Source organism: Hydrogenophaga atypica, from assembly GCF_042665215.1.
GTDB classification, from domain to species: domain Bacteria; phylum Pseudomonadota; class Gammaproteobacteria; order Burkholderiales; family Burkholderiaceae_C; genus Hydrogenophaga; species Hydrogenophaga defluvii_A.
Genome location: NZ_JBHTCA010000016.1, coordinates 17,923 through 34,402, shown reverse-complemented (window position 1 = coordinate 34,402; position 16,480 = coordinate 17,923). Strand labels below are relative to the sequence as shown.

At 66.0% G+C, this 16,480-nt stretch carries 13 protein-coding genes and 2 tRNA genes; 5 read left to right on the top strand and 10 right to left on the bottom strand.

The window, feature by feature from the left end; all coding sequences use genetic code 11:
- Positions 1-96: 96 nt before the first annotated feature.
- Genes tilS through cysS form a run of 4 tightly spaced genes read right to left on the bottom strand, consistent with a single transcriptional unit; the run spans position 97 to position 4,115 of the window.
- Positions 97-1,059 carry a tRNA lysidine(34) synthetase TilS gene (gene tilS, locus ACFQPB_RS16865; protein ID WP_382225756.1) on the bottom strand — a complete coding sequence of 321 codons (963 nt, stop codon included), beginning with the start codon at positions 1,057-1,059 and terminating at the stop codon, positions 97-99.
- The gene (locus ACFQPB_RS16860; RefSeq protein WP_382202500.1) at positions 1,056-2,048 is read right to left on the bottom strand and encodes an acetyl-CoA carboxylase carboxyltransferase subunit alpha; all 993 of its coding nucleotides are present in this window, start codon (positions 2,046-2,048) and stop codon (positions 1,056-1,058) included. The genes tilS and ACFQPB_RS16860 overlap by 4 nt, the downstream gene beginning before the upstream one ends.
- A gap of 46 nt (positions 2,049-2,094) precedes the next feature.
- Complete coding sequence (locus tag ACFQPB_RS16855) at positions 2,095-2,742, bottom strand: DNA-3-methyladenine glycosylase family protein (RefSeq protein ID WP_382225753.1); 648 nt, start codon at positions 2,740-2,742, stop codon at positions 2,095-2,097.
- Positions 2,742-4,115 (bottom strand): cysteine--tRNA ligase, encoded by a 1,374-nt coding sequence (gene cysS / locus ACFQPB_RS16850; protein ID WP_382225751.1) that lies wholly within the window; start codon positions 4,113-4,115, stop codon positions 2,742-2,744. The genes ACFQPB_RS16855 and cysS overlap by 1 nt, the downstream gene beginning before the upstream one ends.
- A 254-nt stretch (positions 4,116-4,369) precedes the next feature.
- On the opposite strand from cysS, the gene ACFQPB_RS16845 reads away from it, so the two are divergent.
- From ACFQPB_RS16845 to ACFQPB_RS16825, 5 genes are all read left to right on the top strand, one after another.
- Complete coding sequence (locus ACFQPB_RS16845) at positions 4,370-4,909, top strand: tetratricopeptide repeat protein (RefSeq protein ID WP_382225748.1); 540 nt, start codon at positions 4,370-4,372, stop codon at positions 4,907-4,909.
- Positions 4,910-4,987: 78 nt separating this feature from the next.
- On the top strand, positions 4,988-5,575 hold the full coding sequence (locus tag ACFQPB_RS16840) for a peptidylprolyl isomerase (protein ID WP_382225745.1): 588 nt from the start codon (positions 4,988-4,990) through the stop codon (positions 5,573-5,575).
- A gap of 2 nt (positions 5,576-5,577) precedes the next feature.
- The gene (locus ACFQPB_RS16835) at positions 5,578-6,084 is read left to right on the top strand and encodes a peptidylprolyl isomerase (RefSeq protein WP_382225742.1); all 507 of its coding nucleotides are present in this window, start codon (positions 5,578-5,580) and stop codon (positions 6,082-6,084) included.
- Between the two features lie 20 nt (positions 6,085-6,104).
- A complete protein-coding gene (locus ACFQPB_RS16830) occupies positions 6,105-6,887 on the top strand; it encodes a UDP-2,3-diacylglucosamine diphosphatase (RefSeq protein ID WP_382225740.1) in 783 nt (260 codons plus the stop codon).
- A gap of 26 nt (positions 6,888-6,913) precedes the next feature.
- On the top strand, positions 6,914-7,786 hold the full coding sequence (locus ACFQPB_RS16825) for a M90 family metallopeptidase (RefSeq protein ID WP_382225738.1): 873 nt from the start codon (positions 6,914-6,916) through the stop codon (positions 7,784-7,786).
- Here the strand turns inward: ACFQPB_RS16825 and ACFQPB_RS16820 are convergent.
- The 6 genes from ACFQPB_RS16820 to ACFQPB_RS16795 all read right to left on the bottom strand — a co-directional run bounded on the left by ACFQPB_RS16820 (position 7,773) and on the right by ACFQPB_RS16795 (position 16,429).
- Positions 7,773-10,496, bottom strand: coding sequence for a DUF349 domain-containing protein (locus tag ACFQPB_RS16820; RefSeq protein WP_382225735.1), 2,724 nt, complete (start codon positions 10,494-10,496; stop codon positions 7,773-7,775). The two genes, ACFQPB_RS16825 and ACFQPB_RS16820, sit on opposite strands and share 14 nt — an antisense overlap.
- A gap of 83 nt (positions 10,497-10,579) precedes the next feature.
- Positions 10,580-14,185, bottom strand: coding sequence for a DUF748 domain-containing protein (locus tag ACFQPB_RS16815; protein WP_382225733.1), 3,606 nt, complete (start codon positions 14,183-14,185; stop codon positions 10,580-10,582).
- A gap of 98 nt (positions 14,186-14,283) precedes the next feature.
- Positions 14,284-14,359: transfer RNA gene (locus ACFQPB_RS16810), tRNA-Lys, on the bottom strand.
- 11 nt (positions 14,360-14,370) lie between these two features.
- Positions 14,371-14,446: transfer RNA gene (locus ACFQPB_RS16805), tRNA-Lys, on the bottom strand.
- A 46-nt stretch (positions 14,447-14,492) separates the two neighbouring features.
- Positions 14,493-15,305, bottom strand: coding sequence for a tRNA threonylcarbamoyladenosine dehydratase (locus ACFQPB_RS16800; protein WP_382225730.1), 813 nt, complete (start codon positions 15,303-15,305; stop codon positions 14,493-14,495).
- A gap of 11 nt (positions 15,306-15,316) precedes the next feature.
- Complete coding sequence (locus ACFQPB_RS16795; protein WP_382225727.1) at positions 15,317-16,429, bottom strand: YeeE/YedE family protein; 1,113 nt, start codon at positions 16,427-16,429, stop codon at positions 15,317-15,319.
- Positions 16,430-16,480 lie beyond the last annotated feature (51 nt).

The window sequence follows — 16,480 nt, the reverse complement described above, 5'->3', positions numbered from 1 at the left end:
GATGAGCCATGCACTGCGCAGGACCGCGCAAAACCCATCAATTATAGCCAGCGCGTCCGGGAAGACCCTCGGAACTGGCCCTCACGCGGCGTGGCTTCAGGGCTCGAAGCGCAGCACCTGGCCATCGCGCAGCACATGCCCATTGGCCACCTTGAGGCGGATGTGATGACCCCGTGTGGTGCAGGCCGCAATTTGTCGCAGCAGCGCGGTCATCTGCGCCTCGCTGGGCGAGGCCTGCCAGCCCAAGCGCAGCCAATGGCGCAGCAGATTGGCCTGCCGCTCCACCGAGAGCAGACGCAAGCGCGCGATCTGCGGTGGCTGCCCCACGGCCAGCAGGTCTTGCGCGGCCACTTCGTCCAGCAGCCGCTGCGCCTGCGCGGCATGGCGCGCGCTGCGCGCCAGGGTCTGCTGGTAAGCCGGAAACTGCTCACGCCACGCTGGCAACAGGTGCTGGCGGATGCGGTTGCGGGTAAAGCGGGTGTCGGTGTTGGTTGGGTCGTCGATGAAGGGCTCGCCGATGTCGACCAGCCAAGCGCGGATTGCCGCGCCGTCCACCTCAAGCACCGGGCGGCCAAATGCCATGCCATGGCGCTCAAAGCGAGCTGGCATCGATGCCAGGCCCGGCAGGCCGGCCCCTCGGCTCAAGGCCAACAGCAAGGTCTCCACCTGATCGTCGGCGTGCTGGGCCAGCCAGACCTCGCCACAGCCCTGGGCGAGCGCCAGGTCCGCAAGGCATCTGTAGCGTGCCCGACGGGCCGCGTCCTCAGGACTTTCGCCGGCGGCATGAGCCGCCCGCGCCCGGGCGCTGAAAAATGCCATACCGCGTGTTTCGCAGAAACGCTGCGCGTGTGATTCGAAATCATTGGCAGCCGCCTGCAGGCCATGGTTCACATGCAGCGCGACCACCTGACCCGGACAAGCCGCGTGGGCGGCCAGCAGCAGCGCGGTGGAATCGGCACCACCGCTGAATGCCACCGCGTGACGACAACCGGCGGGCGCGGCCGCCAACCACGCAGCCACCGGGGCAGCACAGGGGTTGGCCGGCGCGGCGGTGTTCACCGCTTGCCGTCGGCCTTGCTGTCTGCCTTGGTGTCGGTGAAACGGCCGTAGCTGTTGAGGCGGTTATGGCGGCGCTCGATGAGTTCCTTGACCTTGAGGTCGGCCACCTGCCGGTAGGCGTCGCCCAGGGCGCGCTTGAGGAAAGCCGCCATCTGTTTGGGGTCGCGGTGGGCACCGCCCACGGGCTCGTTCACGATCTTGTCGACCAGGCCCAGGGCCTTGAGGCGGTGGGCGGTGATGCCCAAGGCATCGGCCGCATCGGACGCACGCTCGCTGGTCTTCCAGAGGATGGACGCGCAGCCCTCGGGGCTGATCACCGAGTAAACCGAGAACTGCAGCATCAGCACCTGGTCGGCCACCGAGATGGCCAGCGCACCACCAGAGCCACCCTCGCCGATGATGGTGGAGATGATGGGCACTTCGAGTTGCGCCATCTCGAAGATGTTGCGGCCGATGGCCTCGGACTGGCCACGCTCCTCGGCATCGATGCCGGGATAGGCGCCGGGTGTGTCCACGAAGGTGAAGACCGGCAGCTTGAACTTCTCGGCCAGCTTCATCAGGCGCAGCGCCTTGCGGTAGCCCTCGGGCTTGGTCATGCCGAAGTTGCGCAGGCCACGCTCTTTCGTATCGCGCCCTTTTTGCTGGCCCAGCACCATGCAGGGCTGGCCGTTGAAGCGGGCCAGACCGCCGACGATGCTCAGGTCGTCGGAGAAATGGCGGTCACCGTGCAGTTCAACAAAGTGCGTGAAGATGTCGCGCACATAGTCCAGCGTGTAAGGCCGGTCGGGGTGGCGGGCGATCTTGGTGATCTGCCAAGGGGTCAGATCGCTATAGATATCTTTGGTGAGTTGCTGGCTCTTTTTGCTCAGCTGCTCGATTTCTTCAGAGATGTCGACCGCCGACTCGGTCTGGACGTAACGCAGTTCTTCGATCTTGGATTCGAGTTCGGCGATGGGCTGCTCGAAATCCAGAAAATTCTTTTTGGCCAAGGTTTCACTCCTTTGGGCGGTGTTCTTGCGGCTGGCGCGGCGTGGCTCAATACGCCACGGGCAGGGGGTCCAGCGAGCGCCAAATATACCAAGTGGCGACGCTGCAATACGGTGACCACGCGGCGGCCACCTCGCGCGCATCGCTGCGGCTCACGGGCTCGCCTGAGAAGTAGGCCTGGCTGATGCCATTGATCAGCCCGACGTCGTCCAGCGGCAGCACGTTGGGGCGCATGAGGTGGAAGATCAGGAGCATCTCGGCCGTCCAGCGGCCAATGCCGCGGATGGCAATCAGCTCCGCGATGATGGCGTCGTCGTCCATGCCGGTCCACTGGTCGACGTGGACCGCGCCGTTGTCGAAGTGCAGCGCCAGGTCCACCAGGTACTCCACCTTGCGGGCGCTCAGGCCGGCGGCGCGCATATCGTCCACCTTGAGCTTGAGCACATTGGCGGGCACCATCTTGGCCGGCAGCTTCTCGAAACGCTCCCACACCGACTGCGCGGCCTTCACCGAAATCTGCTGGCCCACGATGCTGCGTGCCAGGGTGGTGAAGGCGTCACCGCGCGATTGCAGCGTGGCCCCCGGAAACTGCGGGATGAGTTTTTTCATCACGCGGTCGCGTTTCATGAGGTGCTTGCAGGCGTCGGCCCAGTAGCTCGGCGCGTTGGCGGGCATGGGCAAAACGGCGGTGACCATCAAGCACGCTCCCAGGTGGTGCCAGCGGCACTGTCCTTCAGCACGATGCCCTGCTCCAGCAACACCTTGCGGATGCGGTCGGCTTCGGCAAAGTTTTTGCTGGCTTTGGCGGCCGCACGCTCGCCAATCAGCCCCTGGATGGCGGCTTCGTCCAGCCCGGCACCCGCCTGCAAAAACGCCTTGGGGTCACCTTGCAACAGGCCCAACGTACCGCCCAATGCCTTGAGCAAACCAGACAGTTCGGGTGAGCGGGTTTTGTTCACGTCGCCAGCCAGCTCGAACAACACCGACACGGCTTCAGGCGTGCCGAAGTCCTCGTCCATCGCGGCCTGGAAACGCGCCGCCTGCGGCTGCGCCCAGTCGATGCTCACTGCTGTAGGGGGCACCGCATCCAACGTGGTGTAGAGGCGCTTGAGACCACTGCGCGCGTCGTCCAGGTGCACATCGCTGTAGTTCAGCGGGCTGCGGTAGTGGGCGCGTGCGACGAAGAAGCGGATGGTTTCGGCATCGTACTTTTCCAGCACGTCGCGGATGGTGAAGAAGTTGCCCAGGCTCTTGGACATCTTCTCGTTGTCGATGTTGATGAAGCCGTTGTGCATCCACACGTTGACGAAGCGCTGGCCGGTGGCCCCTTCGCTCTGCGCGATTTCGGTTTCGTGGTGCGGGAACTGCAGGTCAGCCCCGCCACCGTGGATGTCGAAGGTCTCGCCCAGCAGATCGCAGGCCATGGCCGAGCACTCGATGTGCCAGCCCGGGCGGCCAGGGCCAAATTCGCTGGCCCATTTGGCCTCTTCGGGCTCCTCGGGTTTGGCACTCTTCCAGAGCACGGGGTCCAGGGGATCGAGCTTGCCGTCGTCCACCGCCACGCGCTCACCGGCACGCAACTCATCGAGCGACTTGCCTGAAAGCTGACCGTAGGACGGGAACTTGCGCACCGCGTAGTTCACGTCACCGTTGGCGCCGCGGTAGGCCAGCCCCTTGTGCTCCAAGGTGGCGATCATCGAAAGCATCTGGGGCACGTAATCGGTGGCGCGCGGGTCGTGTGTGGGGCGCTCGATGCCCAGCGCATCGAAGTCGCGGTACATCTCCGCGATCATGCGGTCGGTCAGGCCGCGTATGGTTTCGCCGTTGGCCAGCGCGCGCTTGATGATCTTGTCATCGATGTCGGTGATGTTGCGAACAAATGTGACCCGCAGGCCACGGGCACGCAGCCAGCGTTGCACGATGTCAAAGGCCACGGCCGAGCGCGCATGGCCCACGTGGCACAGGTCGTACACGGTGATGCCACACACGTACATGCGCACGTGGCCGGCTTCGATGGGAGAAAAAGGCTCGACGCGGCGCGTGAGCGTGTTGTAGATACGCAAACTCATGAAACAGGCTTGGGGGCAGGAGGGCCGAGGGTCCGCGAACGGGGTGGACACAATGCGGACAGGTTGCCGCTGCGAAGGCGCCAGGAGGGCCACGTGGCGCATCGGTACAGGACAGGCCCTCAGATACAATCCCGCCAGTATATCGACCCGCCCGGCAGCCCTCCGCCGGCCCCGCGCGTCGCGCGGCACGATCCGCCACGGTTAACGCCAAGTCCACTGAGGCCTCCATGCTCCTGTCCGTGATTTCGAAACCCATGTCCCCCCTTACGCGCGCACTCGCTGCGGTGCTGCTGGCCGGCTGCGCCACAGTGGTGGTGGCCCAGGCCCCCCAGAGCAACGAGTACGACAACGTGAGCCGCATGGTGCGTGCGGGCCAGTTGGACCAGGCGCAGGCCAAGGCCGAACAGTACCTTGTCGGCAACCCCAAAGACCCACAAATGCGTTTCCTCAAGGGCGTGATCCAGCAGCAGCGCGGCCAGGCCGACGAAGCGCTGGCCACCTTCACCCAGCTGACGCAGGACTACCCCGAACTGCCCGAGCCCTACAACAACCTGGCCGTCATCCACGCCGCACAAAACCAGTACGACAAGGCGCGCATTGCGCTGGAAATGGCGGTGCGCACCAACCCCAACTACGCCACCGCCCACGAGAACCTGGGCGACGTGTATGCGCGGCTGGCCGCCCAGTCGTACGGCAAGGCCCTGCAGCTTGACGGCGGCAACACCTCGGCGCCGGCCAAGCTCAAGGCGGTCAATGCCATGCTCACGCCGCCCGCCAAAAAAGTGGCCCGCTGAGCGGGCCTTGATCGGCCGAACACACGCTGCATCTGCGGCCAGTGTGGTTTTTCCTCTTTCCGACAGGACACCCTCACCATGTCATTTTTCTCCCTCCGCCGCCGCAGCCTGGCGTTGATTGGCGGCGCCGTGCTGGGCCTCACCCTCAACGTTGCCGCGCACGCCCAATCGGCGCTGCCCAAGGTGAAACTCAGCACCTCGCTGGGCGACATCGTTCTGGAACTCAATGCCGAGAAGGCGCCCAAGACGGTCGAGAACTTCCTGCAGTACGTCAAGGATGGCCACTACGACGGCCTGGTGTTCCACCGCGTCATCCCCGGTTTCATGATCCAGGGCGGCGGCTTCAGCGCCGACATGCAGCAAAAGGCCACGCGCACACCCATCGTGCTGGAAGCCACCAATGGCCTCAAGAACGAACGCGGCACCATCGCCATGGCCCGCACCAACGTGCCGGACTCGGCCACCAGCCAGTTTTTCATCAACGTGGTGGACAACGCCATGCTCAACGCCACCGGCCCGGGCAACGGCTACGCCGTGTTCGGCAAGGTGACCGCTGGCATGGATGTGGTCGACAAGATCCGCGCCGTGCCCACCGGCAGCCGTGGCATGCACCGCGACGTGCCCACCACCCCCGTCACCATCCTCAAAGCCAGCCTGGAGAAATGAACATGGCCAACCCCCAAGTCGAACTGCACATCACCGGTCACGGTGTCATCACGCTGGAACTCGACGCTGAAAAAGCGCCCAAGTCCACCGCCAACTTCCTGGCCTACGTGGCCAGCGGCCACTACAACAACACCGTGTTCCACCGCGTGATCGACGGCTTCATGGTCCAGGGTGGCGGCTTTGAGCCCGGCATGAACCAGAAGCCCACGCAAGAAGCCATTGAGAACGAGGCCAACAACGGCCTGAAGAACAACAAGTACACCGTGGCCATGGCGCGCACCCAGGCGCCCCACTCCGCCACCGCGCAGTTCTTCATCAACGTGGCCGACAACGGCTTCCTCAACCACACCGCCCCCACCGCACAAGGCTGGGGCTACGCTGTGTTCGGCAAAGTGGTGGCAGGCACCGAGGTGGTCGACGCGATCCGCGCCGTCAAGACCGGCCGCAAGGGCTTCCACGACGACGTTCCGCTGAACGACGTGGTGATCGAAAAGGCCGTGGCGCTCTGATCCCCGCCACGCCTCGTGCCATGCCTGCCGCTCACACCATTGTGTCGCCAGGCTGGCGCGCGGTGGACCTGATCTCCGACCTGCACCTGCATTCCGGCGACCAGGCCACCTTTGAATGTTGGCGCCGCTACCTGCTGGCGCCCCAGCCCGAAGCCGAGGCGGTCTTCATCCTCGGCGACCTGTTTGAGGTGTGGTGGGGCGACGACGTGCTGGACAGCACCGGCACGGGCGAAGCCGCCTTTCTGCGCGAATGCGCTGCCGTGCTGCAAAAAGCCGCCGGGCAACGGCCGGTGCACTTCCTGCACGGCAACCGCGACTTCCTGGTGGGCGAGCGTTTTTTTGCACACACTGGGGTTCGGGCACTCACCGACCCCAGCACCCTGCAGATGGGCACACGCCGTTTCGTGCTAAGCCACGGTGACGCGTGGTGCCTGGATGACACCGACTACCAGCGTTTTCGCACCGAGGTGCGCTCTGCCGCCTGGCAAACTCGCTTCCTGGCACAACCCATCGCGCAGCGTGAAGCCACCGCCCTTGCCCTGCGCCAGCAAAGCGAGGCCCGCAAACACAGCGGCGCCGCCTATGCCGATGTGGACGCGCCCAGCGCCATGGCCGCCTTGGCACAACGCCAGGCCACCGTGCTCGTGCATGGCCACACGCACCGACCGGCCGACCAACAGCTCGCGCCCGGCCTGATGCGGCATGTGCTGAGCGATTGGGACGCACTGGCCTCACCGCCGAGAGCCGAGGTCTTGCGCCTGCACCACGACGGCCGCGCAGAACGCCTGCCGCTGTTGCAATAAGCGCCCCAGCCCTCAGGTGTGAGGCCATGACTTTGAACCTCTCACGCCTGTGGCGGCGTGCCCGGCAGCAATTGCCCATGCTGCGCCGCCAGGCCGAAGCCATCCCCGACGGCCTGTGGCTGCACACCCTGGTGCGCTACCCCTTCCTGGCCGCCCTGCCCTTGCCGGTGCAGCAACGCCTGCGCAGCCTCAGCGCACAGTTCCTGACCGACAAGGAATTTCACGGCGCCCACGGCCTCCATATCACCGACGAGATCGCGCTGGCCATTGCGGCGCAGGCCTGCCTGCCGTTGGTCTACCTGCCTGGCCAGGGCCGTTGGCGCGACGACGCACTGGGCTGGTACGACGACTTCGTGACCATCGTGGTGCACCCCGCCGAAGCCGTGGCACAGCGCGAGGTGACCGATGGTGCGGGTGTGGTTCACCGCTACCAGGAAACCCTGCTGGGCGAAGCGATGGAGCGCGGCCCGGTGATGTTGAGCTGGCAGCATGTGGCCCAGGCCGGCGACACCACCGACCGTGGCCACAACCTGGTCATCCACGAATTTGCCCACAAGTTCGACATGCGCGGCAAAGCGCCTGGGCAAGGCGCCGATGGTTGCCCGGTGTTGCCCAAGGGTTTTTTGGGCCTGCGCACCGCAGCCGAAGCCCGCCGCCACTGGCGCACGGTGCTTGGCCACGAATACGCGGCCTTCAATGAGAAGGTCGTGATGGCGCAGCGCTTTGGCGAAGCGCCGCCCTGGCTGGACGCCTACGGTGCCCACTCGCCGGCCGAATTTTTTGCCGTGGCTTGCGAGGCCTACTGGGTCAGCCGCGAGCGTTTCGGGCAAGCGTTCCCTGAACTGCTGCGGCTGTTCGACGGCTTTTTCGTGCCGTCATCCCCCATCAAGCCTTCTTGAGCAGCGCCTTCAGGGCATTTTGCAAGCGGCGCGCGGCGGTCGCGTCAAAACCACTGGCCAGCACCTGGGCCGCATCCTGGCCCCAGGTCTGCGTGGGCGCGGCTTCGTTGCGCTTGGTCAGCAACTGCAACTGGTACATGCGGCGAGCGCTCAGCTGTTCGGCCGGCGTGGGCACATCGGCTGCGATCTCCAGCCGCAACAGCGCGGTGGCGGCCTGGTCGCTCTGGCCGTTGCCAGCCTGCAGTGCCTGAACCCAGGCGCCACGCACGGGCGCAGCCACACGGCCACCCAGCTCCTGCACGCTGGGCAGGGCTTCGGCGTCGCGTTTTTCCCAGGCCGTCATCACACGCGACAGCACTTCGCCATGGGCTTGTGCGGCCAGCTTGCGCAGGGCCATGTCGGCACGCTCCAAGGCCTCACGCTGGGCTCGGAAGGCGGCATCGCCCAGTCGCGGGCCACGGTCTTCGCGCATGGGGCGTTCACCCATGCGGAAATCGCCACGGCCTTCGCCTCGGTTGTCACCACGCGGGCCACGGTCGCCACCGGGACGGCCACCGTCACGGCCACCGGGCTTGCGATCGCGGTCACCCGGGCGACCACGGTCGTTGCCTGCGGGCTCTGCCTTTTTCATGCCCGGGCGGTCATCGCCACGCACGGCCACGATCTTCTTGGGCGGCGCCACAGGCGCGGGCGCGGGAGTAGGCGCTTCTGCGCTCTCGTCCTGGGCATCCGCAGCAGCCTCTGCGGGCGCATCACCTTCGGCCGCTGCCGACACACCCGAATCCACTGCAGTGGACGCTGGCACGTCAGCAGATGCTGCAGCAGGTGCGGCAGCCTGAACCGCCTGAGCCTGACCACGCAAAGCGGCCTCCAGTGCGGCCACGGCGGCACGAATCTGCTGCGCGTCACCACTCTGGTTGGCCGCATCAACGGCCTTGGCAGCTTCCAGCACGCGGCGATCGTGTTCGCTCACAGCTTGGGCGGCCTTTTCACGGTCCGCGCCCTTGCGGTTGAACGCTTCGTCAATCGGCTGGCGGAAGGCTTCCCACAGTTTCTGTTCCTGTTTGCGGTCCAGCGGCACGGCCTGCGCTTCGGCCTGCCAGCGCTGCTGCAGCGCCTTCACGGCGTCGATGCGCAAACTGGGTGCAGCGCCCAGGGCCGCAGCCTCTTCGATCATCGCGCGGCGTCGTGCCAGGCTTTCGGCCTGCGCAGCCTCCAGGCGGGCGTGCGCCAGGTGCATGGCGTCTTTCCATTGCGGCTGCAGTTCGGCGAACTGCTTTTCGCTCAGGTGGCCAGCCTCGCGCCAACGCTCGGCCAGTTGGTGCAGTTCGCGGATCTGCTTTTTCCAGTCGGAGCTCTCGGCATGGGCATCGGTCCAGGCGCGCACCTCGTCCAGCAGCGCCAGGCGCTGGGCCTTGTGTTGTTCGGCCTGCTCGCGCACCTTGTCCAGCCAAGCCTCCACCAGCTTATGGGCACGGGTGCAGGCTTCGTCGAATTTTTTCCACAAACCGTGGTTGGGCACGCCACCCTGGTCGGTGGCCTTCCACTGCTCGCGCAGCTGGCGCAGGGTTTCCTGCATCTTGCGGCCACCCAGACGCTGGCCTTCGGGGGCGGCGGTCAGGGCTTCGGCCTTGGCCAGCAGCTCTTCGCGCAGCTGGTCGGCACGCCAACGCTGCCAGCCCTCCAGTTCGCCGGCCTGGGTCAGCGCGGCGTGAACTTGGCCTTCCAACTCGGCACCGATGTGGCGGCCATGCTGCTTGAGCGCGGCGCGCACATCGGCCGCCGCCTTGGGTGTGGCCTTGCCATGGCCTTCGGCCAACTCTTTGACCAACACCTTGAGCGCGGCCCCCACAGCCTCTGCGGCTTCGGTGCGGCGGGCCTGGGCAGCGGCGTTCTCCACCGGTGCGGCGGCCGTGCGGGCTTCAGGCGCGGCTTCGCCCCGTGCGGTGCGCAACTCGTCGGCCCACACGGGCACGGCGGGCAGCGGCGCCTGGGCATCGGTCGATGCCACCACGGCCTGCGCCAGCGCGGCCTGGAAGGCCTCCCACACCAGCGTGAGCTGCTGCCGGGCGCTGTCGATCATGGGCGAGAACTTGGGATCCATGCTGGACCAGTGGGCGTCGGCGCTCAGGCTGGAGGCCTGGCCCTGCCAGTTGGTCACGTCGGCGCCCAGCACCTCTGCGGCACCCTGGGCGTCGCGCCAGGATTTGGTGGACAGCACCTCGATGCGCTGGGCCAGCAACACGGCGGCTTCGCGCTCGACCTGCACACGGTGTTGCAGGTCTTCGATCGCTTTCACGCGTTCGGCCAAGGCCTGCTTGAGGCCGGCCAGCGGCTCGCGCGACAAGGGCGCACCGGCCTTGGCGGCATCGCGCTGCCAGGCCAGCGCGTCGGCCATGTTCAAGCGCGGCAGGGCGAGCAAGGTGTTGGCTTTCTCGGCCCACTCCACCGCCATGGTTTCCTGGGCCTTCGCGCGGCGCAACTCTTCGAGCTTTTCACGCAGCGGCTTGGCCGCGCCCTTGTCGCGGTGCGAGAGTTCCTTGAACACCTCGGCCATGCGTTCGGGCGAGGGATCGGTGGCCAGCCACTCACGCACCCGCGCGGCGCGGTCGCCGGAGGTGGCGGCCGAGAACACCCCGCCGGTCAGCGCATCCAGCGCTTGGGTGTCTGCAGTTTTGGCGGAAGAGGGGTTCGTTTGAGCGGAGTTCACGGTCGCAATGGCCACAAGGCGTGTCTGGTTGGGCAAACGCGTATTGTCGCCTCAGTCGGTGCCGGTTTTCGCGACACCCTGTCTCAAGGCACGGAAAGCCGCAGATCAGCGTGTGACCCAGCGGCATCTGACCCGGCTTTGGCCACCTCGACAAACACCCGCGCGCCTGCCAGCCCCTGAGCGACCAGCCGCTCCTTCACAGCCACAGCACGTCGGGTGGCCAACGCCCGCAAGGCCTCATCAGAGGATGGCGCATGGGCCAGCCACAAGGCCTCCATCTCAGCCACGCTAAGGTCCTTGAGCAGGCCGATGGCGTTGCGCGGCTTGGGAAAATCCCCCCTGCGATAGACCTCGCGCAGCAGCGCCGGGTAAGCCTCAGGCGACACCTCGGTGTCGGTCTCGGCGCCCTGCCCCGCGCGCATCGCCTGGCGGCGCTTTTCGGCCCGCACCGCTTCCTGAAGGCGCTCGCGCTGAAAGGCCGAGCGCTCGCCTTCCACGTCGCTGCGCCCCACCACCGTGACTTGCAACGCGGGCCGGTCGTTCAGCGCCTTGGCAATGGCCGCCAAGGCCGGGCTGGCGGTGTCAGCCAAACGGTCGGTGCCGGCCACAAAATCAATGCGCCCGGGCTGCGCGTCCGGCCCGCCCAGCAGGTTGCCCAGCAGCGCAAACGGTGCCGTCACCGCTTTGCCAATCAGCCCCAGGATCAGGCGGCCAATGACGGGACCGAGGCGAAACTGGGGGTCGTTGAGCGAACCGCTGATGGGCAGGTTGATGTCGATGACGCCATTGCGATCGGCCAGCAAGGCCACCGCCAGCTTGACAGGCAGGTTGGGGGCATCGCTGTCCGCAGCGCGCTCGCCAAACGCCAAGCGGTTCAAGGTGAGCTGGTTGCTGGCGTTGAGCTGCCCGTCCGCGCCCACCTGATAGCGCACATCCACACTGAGCTGGCCGCGCTCGATGCCATGGCCGGTGTACTTCAATGCGTAGGTGGACAGCGGTGGCAACTCCAGCTCGCGCACCTTGCCCACAACGTCCAGCACCGGCGGGGTGAGCAGCGGATTGAGCTGGCCCCCGATGTCCAGCGTGCCCGTGCCCTCGACCCGCCCACGCAGGCTGACTTGTGCGGGCGCCGAGCCCGCGCCGCTGTGGTTGCTGAACGCGCCCAATCCCCCGCTGACTTCGCTCAGCCGCGCGCTGTAGTTGGGCTTCACGAAACGGTCGGAAAAAGCGATGTTGCCGTTGACGAGCGCGATGGGCCCGAAACTCAGCTGCGCGGGCGGCTGCGCCGTTGCCCCGGCTGCTGAATTGGCCGCAGGGTCCGGTGCAGAGCTGCCCTTGGGAGGTGAACGCACCACGTCTTGCAGGTTGACGCGCCCGGTCGGGTCGATGTCGATGCGTGCGAAGTAGTCGCTGAGCGCGGTGTCGGCCACACTGAGCTTGAACGCTTGGCCCGGTGCCAACGCCAGTTGCAGGCCACGCAGGTGCAGGGACTTCCAGTCCAGCAACGGTGAGCCGTCGTTGGCATCCAGGGCCTTAAGATCATCGACCGTGAAATCACCCTTGGCCACCACCGCCAGGCCGCTGGCGTTGTGGCTGAGTTCGAGGTCGCCGCTCCAGCTGGTGTCGGCCTGTCTCAGCACGAGGTTGAGGCGGTCTGCCATGTAGGGCGCAAGCGCGTGGGCAGGCACGCGCTGGAGTTTGAGTTGGGCGCTCAGTTTGCCGCCCATGGCCGCCGATGCGGTCGCAGGGGTTAGCCCCAGTCGTCCGTCCAGAGCCAGCGTACCGGGGTTGGTGGTCTGGCCGTCCGCGGCCAGCCGCATCGCCACCGACACAGGCGCATCCACGACCACGTCGCTGCGCCAGGCGCCCAAACGCAACTGGAGGGCGCTCCAGCGCAAGCCCACTGTGGTGGGCGCGGCAGCATCGTCCAGCCGCCCGCTGCCGTCAGCCAAACGCAAGCCCTGCCAGCCCAAGCGCCAGGGCGTGGCCACGGTGCTGGCCTGCACGGCGTCACTGGACTGGCCGACTTCTGAGCGAAGCCAGTCTTCCCACAGCCAGCGGCCAGTGGCATCGCGCGCCAAGTGCACCACGGGTCGGGACAGGCTGATCTGCCCCAGATCGGCGCTGCGTGCGTTCAAGTCGATGCTGCCGTTCTGCAGCCGCAGCTCGCGCAGGGTCTGCAGGGGCCGGGCGGTCGGGCCCAATGCCACGTCTTGCAGCAACAGATCGCGCAGCTGAAGCTGCAATGCTGGTGCAGCGCCCGACGACTGGGCGGACGCTGGAACGGCGGCCCGCCACTGCAACCCCAGGTCGGCGGCGCTGCGCCCGGCCAGGGCGGGTTTGAGCACCTGGCCAACATAAGGTGCCAGGCCCTGCAAAGGCAGGTCGCGCCAGTTCAGGCTCAGGTTGGCCGCCACCGGACTGATGTCGCCTTTTGCCGTCAACGAGGCTTCGAGCCAGCGGCCACTGAGCACCAACGGTGTGGGCGCGTGGTTGGGCCAGACCAACGGGCCACCCGACAGCGTGAGCGCATCTACCGTGGTTTCCCAGGCCGGCGACACGGCAGCGTCGCGCCAGTGCAAAGCGCCATTGCTGAGCTCGAAGCCATCGAGCTTGACGTCCCACGGTGGCGCCGGAGCCGGATCGGCCTCATTGGCACCGGCCGCTGGCAAAAGATCCGACAGGTTGAGGCGGCCATTTGCCGCGCGTGCCAGGTGCAGCTGAGGCGCATGGAGCGACAGCTTCTCGACATGCACGCGCCGCGCGAGCGGTTCGCTCGTGCCCAACACCAACGACAAAGCCTCCCACGACAGCAGCGGCTCGCCAGCGCTGCCTTTGGCGGTCCGCGCGATCTTCAGGTTGTGCAGCGCCACCCGCCCCGACAACTGGACCACGGGGCGTTGCTGCAACTGCTCGAACGCCACACTCAGATCGGCTTGCACCCGGGCCTGCAAAGGCCGCCAGGGCATGTTTTGAGGCCAATAAGGCAAATACGGGGACAGGTCCAGGTCAGGCAGGTGCAACTGCGCGCGCGTGGCCAGCGTCTCGGCAAATGGCAGGGTGGACAACTGCGTGTCGAAGCGGCTGCCGTTGAGCTCGAATGCGATGCGCGGCTCGGTGTGCACGTCGCGCTGGGTTGGCAAGTTGCTGAGAAACGGCACCGCGACCGAAAGCCCGCGCAGGCGATGTTCACTGCCGGTGGATGTGTCATCCAGGGTCAGTTCGCCGTCGGTGAGCGCCAGGTTGAACAAGCCAAAACTGACACTGCCTTCGCTTTTGGGGCGTTCGGCCCAGCGGGTCAACAGGTCATCGATGTCGTAGCGCCCGTCGCCCAGATGCCGCAGCCGCAGCACAGGCCGCTCCACCACGAGGGCATCCACCACCGGGGCCAAGCGAAAAAGGGACTGCGCCTCGGCGTCCACGTACAGCCGCGCGACGTCCAACAAGGCAGGCTCATCGGGCGTGGCCCCAGCCACTTGCAAGCCCTGGATGTCCAGCTCAAGCGACCACGGGCGAAAGGACACGGCTTCGACCCGCACCTCGCGGCCCAAAGCGGCGCGGCCCTGATCCTGAATGACGCCCTTGAGCCAGACCGGAACGGCCCACCAGGCCAACAGCCAGGCCGTCAGCACCAGCAGCAAAACAACCCACAGCGGCCGCAGGCGCGGCAAGAGCAATTCCCTGTTCATGGGTGGGGATTGTGCGCCGTCGACTGGACAGGATAGATGCATGGAGAAATAAAAAAAGCACTTGAAGGCAATACCTTCAAGTGCTTTTTTCTGATGCTTGGTGGGTCCTGAGTGACTCGAACACTCGACCTACGGATTAAGAGTCCGCTGCTCTACCAACTGAGCTAAGAACCCGAACATGAGAATGGTAGGACGTGAGGGATTCGAACCCACGACCAACGGATTAAAAGTCCGCTGCTCTACCAACTGAGCTAACGTCCCACTCACCACATTCAACTTCTTGCGTCGTTGCCTGCGAAGCCTCAAATTATAGCGTCATTTTTCTTGATTTTGAAACTGCCTGAAATTTTTCTGCACCCGAAGCCAACCGGTCCATGACCCACCCCGCCGCACACAGGCCAAAGGTCGCCGTGACACCCACACTCGACCCATACCCATGGCAGTTCAGCGACCCGTCTCCCGCCACGTCACACGAGGGGTCGGGTGGCGCGACGGCCTCACGGCTGAACACGCACGTCACCTTGATGCGGCCATCGCGTGCGGCACCGTGGTGCTTGCGCAGGCGGTAACGGAGCTGTGCCAACAACGGGTCGTGGGTGGCCAGCCCGAGGTCGTCCACCTCCACGAGGTGTGCCAGGCGCTTGCCTCCGGCGGCACCCGCCACCACCAGCGGCGTGTGCTGCAACAACGACCAGGCGGCCATGGTCGTCTTGGCGGCCATCTGATCACAAGCGTCGATCACGGCCGACAGCGGCCCATTGGCCGCCTGCGCATCACCCACGATGCGCGTCCAGTTGGAGGCATCCACAAAGTCATCGATGGTCACCACCTGCACACCGGGGTGAATGGCCAGCATGCGCTCGCGCATGGCCAGCACCTTGGCTTGGCCCAGGGTGCTATCGAGTGCATGCACCTGGCGGTTGACGTTGGACTCGGCGATGTGGTCCATGTCCACCAGGGTGATGCGCCCCACCCCACTGCGCGCCAGCGCTTCGGCGGCCCAGGAACCCACGCCCCCGATGCCCACGACCATCACATGCGCGTCGAAGATGCGCTGCGCACCGGCCACGCCATAGAGTCGGCGCAAGCCGCCAAAACGGCGTTCGAAATCGGCCGACATAGAACGGGTGCTCAGTCGCGTTCCAGCAACCAGAGCTGGAAACGGAAGCCCGCGAGCGCACCCGCGACGATGCCCAGCACCGCGATGAAGCTGGTCACGCTCAAGGTAGACAAACCCGACAGGCCCTGGCCCACGGTGCAGCCCATGGCGGTGACACCCCCCACCCCCATACACACCGCGCCCGCCAGATGCAATGCGGTGTCGCGGGTGTCGCGAAAGCCCTCCCAACGGAAGCTGCGGGTCAACAAGGCATGGACAAAAGCCCCGAGCACCACACCCGCCACCGACACCACACCCAATGTGAGGACCTTGCTGCGGTCGCTGAAGAACATCAGCCAATCCAGGGCATAAGCCATGGGTGCCGTGAAAGTCAACGACTCCATGCGCCCGGAGTTGGAGGCCAGGTAAACCGCCTCCAAGGTTTCAGGGTGTTCGGCCACAAAACCCAGTCGCCCGCTCACCCACCACATCGCGGCCACCGTGCCGCCAATGCCCACACCCGCCAGCAGGTTGTCGGCAGTGCAAAAACCTTTGCCCAGCACGGCCCACATGACCAGCAGACCGCCCACGGCCAAGCCCAGCCACAGCGTGGTGTGGGTGGCTGACCACCCACTGGCTGCGGCCAGCAACTGCGGCAGACCACTTCCGGGCGCCAGATCAAAGGCCACCTGGTCCACGGTCTCGTTGCGCAGCACGGCGGTCACACCACGCAATGTGGCGAAAGAAGCCACGCCCATTACCACAAACACCACCAGCGACTTGAGGCTGCCACCACCGATGCGAACCAGGGTTTTGCTGCCGCAACCGGACGCCAGCACCATGCCCAAACCGAACAGTGCCCCGCCCACCAGGGCCGACAGCCAGATGACGCGGCCAGAGGCGTAGATGGTCTTGGTGGGGTCGATCCAGCCCAGCCACACCATGAAGGCAAAACCCAGCACGGCCACCCCCACGGCCAGACCCCACATGCGCATGCGGGTCCAGTCGCCCATGTTGACGATGTCGCTGATGGCACCCATGGTGCAGAAATGGGTGCGCTGGGCGATCACACCAAACAGCGCGGACACCACAAACGCGGCCCACAGCACCTGGGACTTGAGCAAGTCGAAATCGGCAATTTCCATGGGGCGAGATTGTAAAAGGCCCACCCAATGAGGGTGGGCCGGGGCAGGCAA

Excerpts from the sequence above, each read along its gene's own strand:
- ACFQPB_RS16815 (WP_382225733.1), bottom strand. The coding sequence starts at position 14,185 with ATGAACAGGGAATTGCTCTTGCCGCGCCTGCGGCCGCTGTGGGTTGTT.
- ACFQPB_RS16855 (WP_382225753.1), bottom strand. The coding sequence starts at position 2,742 with ATGGTCACCGCCGTTTTGCCCATGCCCGCCAACGCGCCGAGCTACTGG.
- ACFQPB_RS16795 (WP_382225727.1), bottom strand. The coding sequence starts at position 16,429 with ATGGAAATTGCCGATTTCGACTTGCTCAAGTCCCAGGTGCTGTGGGCC.
- cysS (WP_382225751.1), bottom strand. The coding sequence starts at position 4,115 with ATGAGTTTGCGTATCTACAACACGCTCACGCGCCGCGTCGAGCCTTTT.
- ACFQPB_RS16840 (WP_382225745.1), top strand. The coding sequence starts at position 4,988 with ATGTCATTTTTCTCCCTCCGCCGCCGCAGCCTGGCGTTGATTGGCGGC.
- ACFQPB_RS16845 (WP_382225748.1), top strand. The coding sequence starts at position 4,370 with ATGTCCCCCCTTACGCGCGCACTCGCTGCGGTGCTGCTGGCCGGCTGC.
- ACFQPB_RS16825 (WP_382225738.1), top strand. The coding sequence starts at position 6,914 with ATGACTTTGAACCTCTCACGCCTGTGGCGGCGTGCCCGGCAGCAATTG.
- ACFQPB_RS16800 (WP_382225730.1), bottom strand. The coding sequence starts at position 15,305 with ATGTCGGCCGATTTCGAACGCCGTTTTGGCGGCTTGCGCCGACTCTAT.
- ACFQPB_RS16830 (WP_382225740.1), top strand. The coding sequence starts at position 6,105 with ATGCCTGCCGCTCACACCATTGTGTCGCCAGGCTGGCGCGCGGTGGAC.
- ACFQPB_RS16835 (WP_382225742.1), top strand. The coding sequence starts at position 5,578 with ATGGCCAACCCCCAAGTCGAACTGCACATCACCGGTCACGGTGTCATC.